Raw genomic sequence first — 6,088 nt, forward strand, 5'->3', positions numbered from 1 at the left:
TTATGAAAAAAGTAATCAGCACCACAGCATTAGGATTGAGTTTAATTCTAGGAACCAGCAGTTTTATCAGTTGTAAACAAGCGAAAAGTGAGCAGGCTACTCAACATAGTACTCACCAAGAAATGGCGGAGACGGTCAAAAGTCCGTCCAAAAAATCAGTGAGAACACCCGTGGTTTTCTTAACCGGATACGACAAAGACCAAGCGGGATACTACGAAGGTGCCAAAAAGTACTTTGGAGGTAAAAACTATCAATTGGTAGAAGGAACCTTTGCCATAGAGGAAATTATTGACTGGCTCAACACAAACGCCACCGCACATCCTTATGGAGATATTCATATTGTAAACAACAACAAACCTCAGTTCGGCCTCCAACTTGAAACCACGGTAAACGGAACAAAGGCCAGCGCTAAAAATTTACAAGAATGTATTGATAACGGTAGTTTACCGGCTTTAAAAAACGTACTAACTGATGAGAGCAAACTTATTTTCCACATCAATGAATTGGCTCAAAACACCCAGTTAATTAATACCTTAAAAGCTGCTTTTATCACGGATAAAACACCTCAAGTAATTGCTTCTCCGTATTTCAGTGTGTTTGGAGGATCGTTTAGCAATCATTACATGGCACAGCCGTACTACGTATTTTACCCGACGGCAGAATCGCCTGGAAAAGTTGATTTATCGAAAGAAATCGCAAAGAAATACCCAAATGAAAAGGAGATAGAATGGTATTCGGCGCTTACCAATGAGCGCGAGCGCTATGTTGGTGAGCCCTATACCAAACAATACAACGTTCCGGTTACCTTGGAAATAGACTACAAAAATTCGGATGATGAAATTCCGAGCTTTACCTCAAATGCCGAACTCATCAGTTGGATCACCAATCATACAGAACTGAAAAAGGAAGTGGAAAAACTGAATATTCCCGTTCATAAATTTCGTTGGAGATACCGTGTTAAAGATAGCCAACTCACCATTACAGGGCTCAGTACAGTACTCTGTGTACTCAAACCCATCACCAAACCCTATGGCGATTTGGAGCACGTAAAACCAGATACCAACAACAAACGATTGTACGCCATGAAGTAAAAACAATTCACCCCAATAACCGCTCATTGTGGGCGGTTATTTGCTAGGGGCTTCCATATAATTTAGTAAGTTTGTTTTATGAAACTAGGAAAGTTACTTATTGCTATCGGATATTGGTGGTTCCTCGGGGTTGTGCAGGGACAAGCGCCTCAAGAAAACAGCTTTGTGCTCACCAATAAAATATCGTTTGACACACAGTATCAACGTCAAAAAAACTACAGTGTAAAAAATGGATTATTGAGCAATCGCGTTACGAGCATTACCCAAGACAGTCTGGGCTATTTGTGGTTCGGATCTAACAAGGGAATCACGCGTTTTGACGGTAGAGATTTTACTCATTTTACCAGAAAAGACGGCTTACAAAGCAACTACTTCACTACGCTAGTTCCGTTGGAAAACCAATTACTACTGGGGAGCAATGAAGCCTTCTATATTAAAGATCAAGATGCCTTCCGCTATTTCGAAAGTAAAAAAGTACATTGCATTGCTCAGTTGGATGCGAAAATCGTACTCGGTACGGATAAGGGAATTGCCCTAGTCAAAGACGATTTTATCAGTCCACTTCGAACCAATATGACCATAGACCAACATCAGGTAAACGCGCTCGCTTATGCCTTTAATTGGTATTGGTTGGCCACTCCTAAGGGCCTTTGGAAGCTCGACCACCTCACCGTACCACAACAAATAAAAAAAGTATGTGACGGTAATGTCACCGCCTTGCTAAAAGGCGAGCAGCAATTGATTGCCACGACTAAGAATAAGGGTATTAAGCGAATAAGCCCAACTGAAATCACTACCCTATCCACCACGCTTTACAATGTTGCCGGTATCAAGTACATCAAAAACCAATATTGGCTCTTTTCGCATACCCATGGAATTGAAATCTTAAACCGTGATTTTAGTTTTAACCGTAAAATAAACAAATACAACTCACTCAATACCAACTCAATTACAGACATCGCAGAAGACCGTCAACAAAATATATGGATTGGAACCTCAAATCGAGGACTGATAAAGCTGGAGAGTTTGCTTAAAGCCAACAAAGAAAAACCCGCCATTTCTTTTGAAGATATCGCGGTAGTCTACCAAACAATTGACAGTATAAACTTTAACAACTACAACGGTATCTTACAACTTCCTCCTAGTAAAAACCACTTGAGTTTTACCTATAAATCAATTGATATCAACAACCCCAAAAAGGTGTATTACCGATACAAACTCAATGACGAATACAGCCCGTGGACCAATCACAACCAAGTGAATCTGGCCAATTTACAGGCGGGATCTTACACCTTTCACGTACAGTCAAAAATCGCTAATGAACAGGAAAGCTCTCCCATTGCCTTTCAATTTTACATCGATAAGCCGTTTTACAAAAAAACTTGGTTTTTGTGGAGCAGTGGTATTGGCGTGTTTTTACTGATAGTGCTGAGCGCCTATTTGACCGTAAAAAAAATACGTGCTAAAAACGAAGCGAAAATTCAACAATTGGAACTAGAAAACCACCTGTTGACCCTTGAGCAAAAGGCATTGCAACTACAGATGAATCCTCATTTTATTTTCAATGTACTCAACGGTATAAAATCGATGGGACTGGCCGGTAAAACCCAAGAATTGACCTTTACCATTAATAAATTCTCGAGTTTATTAAGAAGTATACTCAATACATCACGTCAGGAAGAAGTAAGCCTTCAAGAAGAAATTACAACCTTGACTAATTACTTGGCCTTGGAACAGCAGATGAGTCCGTTTAATTTTGATTTCAAGATCAGCCCTAACCTATCTTGTGATCCCGAAGAGATACTCATTCCGCCGATGCTTATACAACCTTTTGTTGAAAACAGTATCAAACACGGAATTCAACACAAAAACGACGGATCTATAACTCTTAACTTTTACGATCGACACGATTTTTTACATTGTGATATTATCGATAATGGGATGGGAATTTACCAGTCGCAAAAAAATAAAACGACGCAATCACACAAATCACTCGCCATTAAGGTTACGAAAGAACGCATTGCCAACTTAGCCTACGGAAGCGCCCTCACTTTTGAAGAATTACAAGAGAACGATCGCGTTGTCGGTACCAAAGTTTCCATTAAAATACCATTAAAAACAGATTTTTAAACGCCATGACAGCACTTACTGCCCTCTTAGTTGACGACATTCCTGCCGCTCTTGACCTCCTCAAGAACGACCTCAACACCTATCACCCTGAAATTGAAATTAGCGGTACCGCTCACAGTGTAATCTCAGCTTCTAAATTACTGAGTTCACAACAACCAGACCTCTTATTTTTAGATATCATGCTAGGTGATGGCACTGGATTTGACGTATTAGAGATTCATCCGAACCTAAAATCAAAAGTAATATTCGTAACGGCTAGTGATGAATACGCCATTAAAGCCTTTAAGTTTGCCGCCATAGACTACATTCTAAAACCCTATAACCCCGAAGAATTGAGTGAGGCCATCGAAAAAGCGAAACGCCAGTTACACCCCAACAAAGAACAGCTATCTGTACTTCAAGAATCCATTAACCAACCTCACAAACGCCCTAAAAAGATCTCGCTGCACACCTCTGATAAGATTCAAGTTGTGAATTTAGACGACATAGTGCACTGCAAATCGGACAATAACTACACTGAATTTTACATGAACGACGGTCAAAAGATCCTTGTGGGTAAAACATTAAAATACTTTGCGGACATCTTAAAAGAGTATGAATTTTTACGTGTACACCAAAGTCACCTTATCAACTTACACTTTGTAAAAGAGTACGTTAAATCGGACGGTGGCTATATTGTACTGCACAACAAACAAAGCATTCCCGTTTCTGTGCGAAAGCGAAATGAAGTAATCGAAGCGCTTCAAGGTTTATAATTTAACATATTTCACGTTTTGTGTTAAAGTTTTATTAATTTTTACTTATATTAGAGTTTTAAATACACTTATATGAGTAGGCACATAGTAAAACCGAGTAAGGGTAGATTGTTGATTGCGGAGCCTTCGATATTAACTGATCAATCTTTTAACAGAACCATTATTTTATTAACTGAACATTCTGACGACAGTTCAGTAGGTTTTATAATGAATCGACCATTACATTATAGTTTAAGAGATTTAGTCCCGGATATTGATTGTGACTTTACGGTGTATCACGGAGGTCCCGTAGAGCAAGACAACCTGTATTTTATACATCAGGTTCCCGAATTATTACCCAACAGCATTGAAGTGAATGACGGTATATATTGGGGTGGTAATTTTGACTGTTTAAAAGAGCTGTTAAACACCCACCAAATACAGCCCAACGACATTCGTTTTTTCTTAGGATACTCTGGCTGGGGTTCTCAGCAGTTAGAAGATGAACTGCGCACCAATTCGTGGTTTGTATCAAAAAACAAGTACCCTAATATTTTCAATATTAAAGACGAATCGTACTGGAAGGATCAACTTCTAGAAAAAGGGGGCGAATACCAATTATGGGCAAACGCACCCAGTGATGTGCAGCTTAACTAGCCCGTAATACTGGCGATGCGTAAGCTGTTTTGTAATTTATTTGCAATTGCCGTCCCAAATACCTTTTTGCGATAGTGGGTAACGGGCTGGATACCTGTGATTGCATTGGTAATAAATACTTCGTCTGCTTTTTGGATATCAAATGGAGAAATTACCGTTTCCTCGATGGTATATTCTGGGTGTTTTTCTAAGATATCAATAAGCTTTTTCCTAATGATTCCCTTAATACATCCCTCCGTTAAGGCTGGCGTTTTGATCGTAGTTCCTTTCACTAAAAACACGTTTCCATTGGTTGCTTCAGCAACGCCTTTACGTTCGTTTAATAGAATACAATTGTCATACTCGTTTTCCTCAGCAAATACTGCGGCCAAAGTATTGAGCATTCTATTGGTCGTTTTTACGGTAGAGAGCATTCCGGAATAGTTATAGAAATCTTTGTACAAATCAATTCGATACTGCTCTTTCACCTGACTGTTGAGTGCTCCAGCTTCGATAACAAAATCAACTTCATTGGTCGCTGGTGTATACAGCCCGCCATCTTTTCTGTAAACCGTAAGGCGTACACGCATCACATCAGCGAGGTTTTCCTGAGCTTTCACCGTTTTTAGCACCTCTTCTTGTAAGTATTCTAAGGTAAAGGCCATTGGAATTTTCATACGTAACATACGCATAGAAGCCATCAATCTAAAATAATGATCCTCGAAAAAGACCGCTTTACCATTGAGGACTTTAATACTCTCAAAAATACCATCACCGTATTTAAACGCTCGGTTCTGATAGGTAATTTGGAAATCGTTTGATGGAATTAAGGTTCCATTAATATTTACCATGGTGTTAGTTTTAGGTGGCAAAATTACTAATTTCAGAAAAGTTACGGCATAAAAAAACCCGACAATTGTCGAGTTAATTTATGAAACAAAAAGGAAGCTAGGCTCCAATTGTATGTTTTAGCTCCTCAATTTGATTTTCCCACAACATCTTTGCCTCTTCTACCTCGTCATCTCCATCGGCAAAATCCGTAACTAATACCGCTACATCTTTGGTAAGCGGATCTACATTAATTTTGAACTCGAAATAGCTTTCATCGCCTTCACTCTCGGTCCATTTAAATTTAATGCGCTCATCGGCTTTATTAGCAATGATTTTTGCTTCCTCTTCAGCATCATCCCAAATAAAAGTAATTTGTTTTCCTCTCGAGTTCACTCGATCAGCGAACCACTCTTCTAATCCGGCAGGGGTGGCTAGATATTGATACAGCATGCTGGGAGAAGCATGAATTGGGAATTCTAGTTCAAATTTAACTTTACTCATTTACATTATTTGTTTGTGCGACAATATAGAGAAATTAAAATTAAAAAAAAACTTATTTTAAATATTGCTCAATCAAAAAATGTTGCTATATTTGCACCCGCAATCAGGCGAGGTAGCTCAGTTGGTTAGAGCGCAGGATTCATAACCCTGAGGTCACGGGTTCAA

6 protein-coding genes are annotated in these 6,088 nt (G+C 39.2%); 4 read left to right on the forward strand and 2 right to left on the reverse strand.

The window, feature by feature from the left end:
* Positions 1 to 2 precede the first annotated feature (2 nt).
* The 4 genes from ACXAG7_RS19205 (at position 3) to ACXAG7_RS19220 (ending at position 4,612) form a co-directional block, all read left to right on the forward strand.
* Positions 3 to 1,091, forward strand: a complete 1,089-nt coding sequence (locus ACXAG7_RS19205) for a hypothetical protein (protein ID WP_476667831.1) — start codon at positions 3 to 5, stop codon at positions 1,089 to 1,091.
* Between the two features lie 78 nt (positions 1,092 to 1,169).
* Entirely contained in the window at positions 1,170 to 3,221 is a 2,052-nt protein-coding gene (locus ACXAG7_RS19210) for a sensor histidine kinase (protein WP_408044532.1), read from the forward strand.
* A 5-nt stretch (positions 3,222 to 3,226) separates the two neighbouring features.
* Entirely contained in the window at positions 3,227 to 3,976 is a 750-nt protein-coding gene (locus tag ACXAG7_RS19215; protein WP_408044533.1) for a LytR/AlgR family response regulator transcription factor, read from the forward strand.
* 72 nt (positions 3,977 to 4,048) lie between these two features.
* On the forward strand, positions 4,049 to 4,612 hold the full coding sequence (locus ACXAG7_RS19220) for a YqgE/AlgH family protein (RefSeq protein ID WP_408044534.1): 564 nt from the start codon (positions 4,049 to 4,051) through the stop codon (positions 4,610 to 4,612).
* Here ACXAG7_RS19220 and ACXAG7_RS19225 read toward each other — a convergent pair.
* Together ACXAG7_RS19225 and ACXAG7_RS19230 are read right to left on the reverse strand one after the other, a co-directional pair.
* Positions 4,609 to 5,442, reverse strand: coding sequence for an aminotransferase class IV (locus ACXAG7_RS19225; protein WP_408044535.1), 834 nt, complete (start codon positions 5,440 to 5,442; stop codon positions 4,609 to 4,611). The genes ACXAG7_RS19220 and ACXAG7_RS19225 overlap by 4 nt on opposite strands.
* Before the next feature lie 97 nt (positions 5,443 to 5,539).
* Complete coding sequence (locus ACXAG7_RS19230; RefSeq protein ID WP_408044536.1) at positions 5,540 to 5,923, reverse strand: START-like domain-containing protein; 384 nt, start codon at positions 5,921 to 5,923, stop codon at positions 5,540 to 5,542.
* Positions 5,924 to 6,088 lie beyond the last annotated feature (165 nt).

It is taken from the genome of Tenacibaculum sp. AWR4_210 (genome assembly GCF_056160945.1).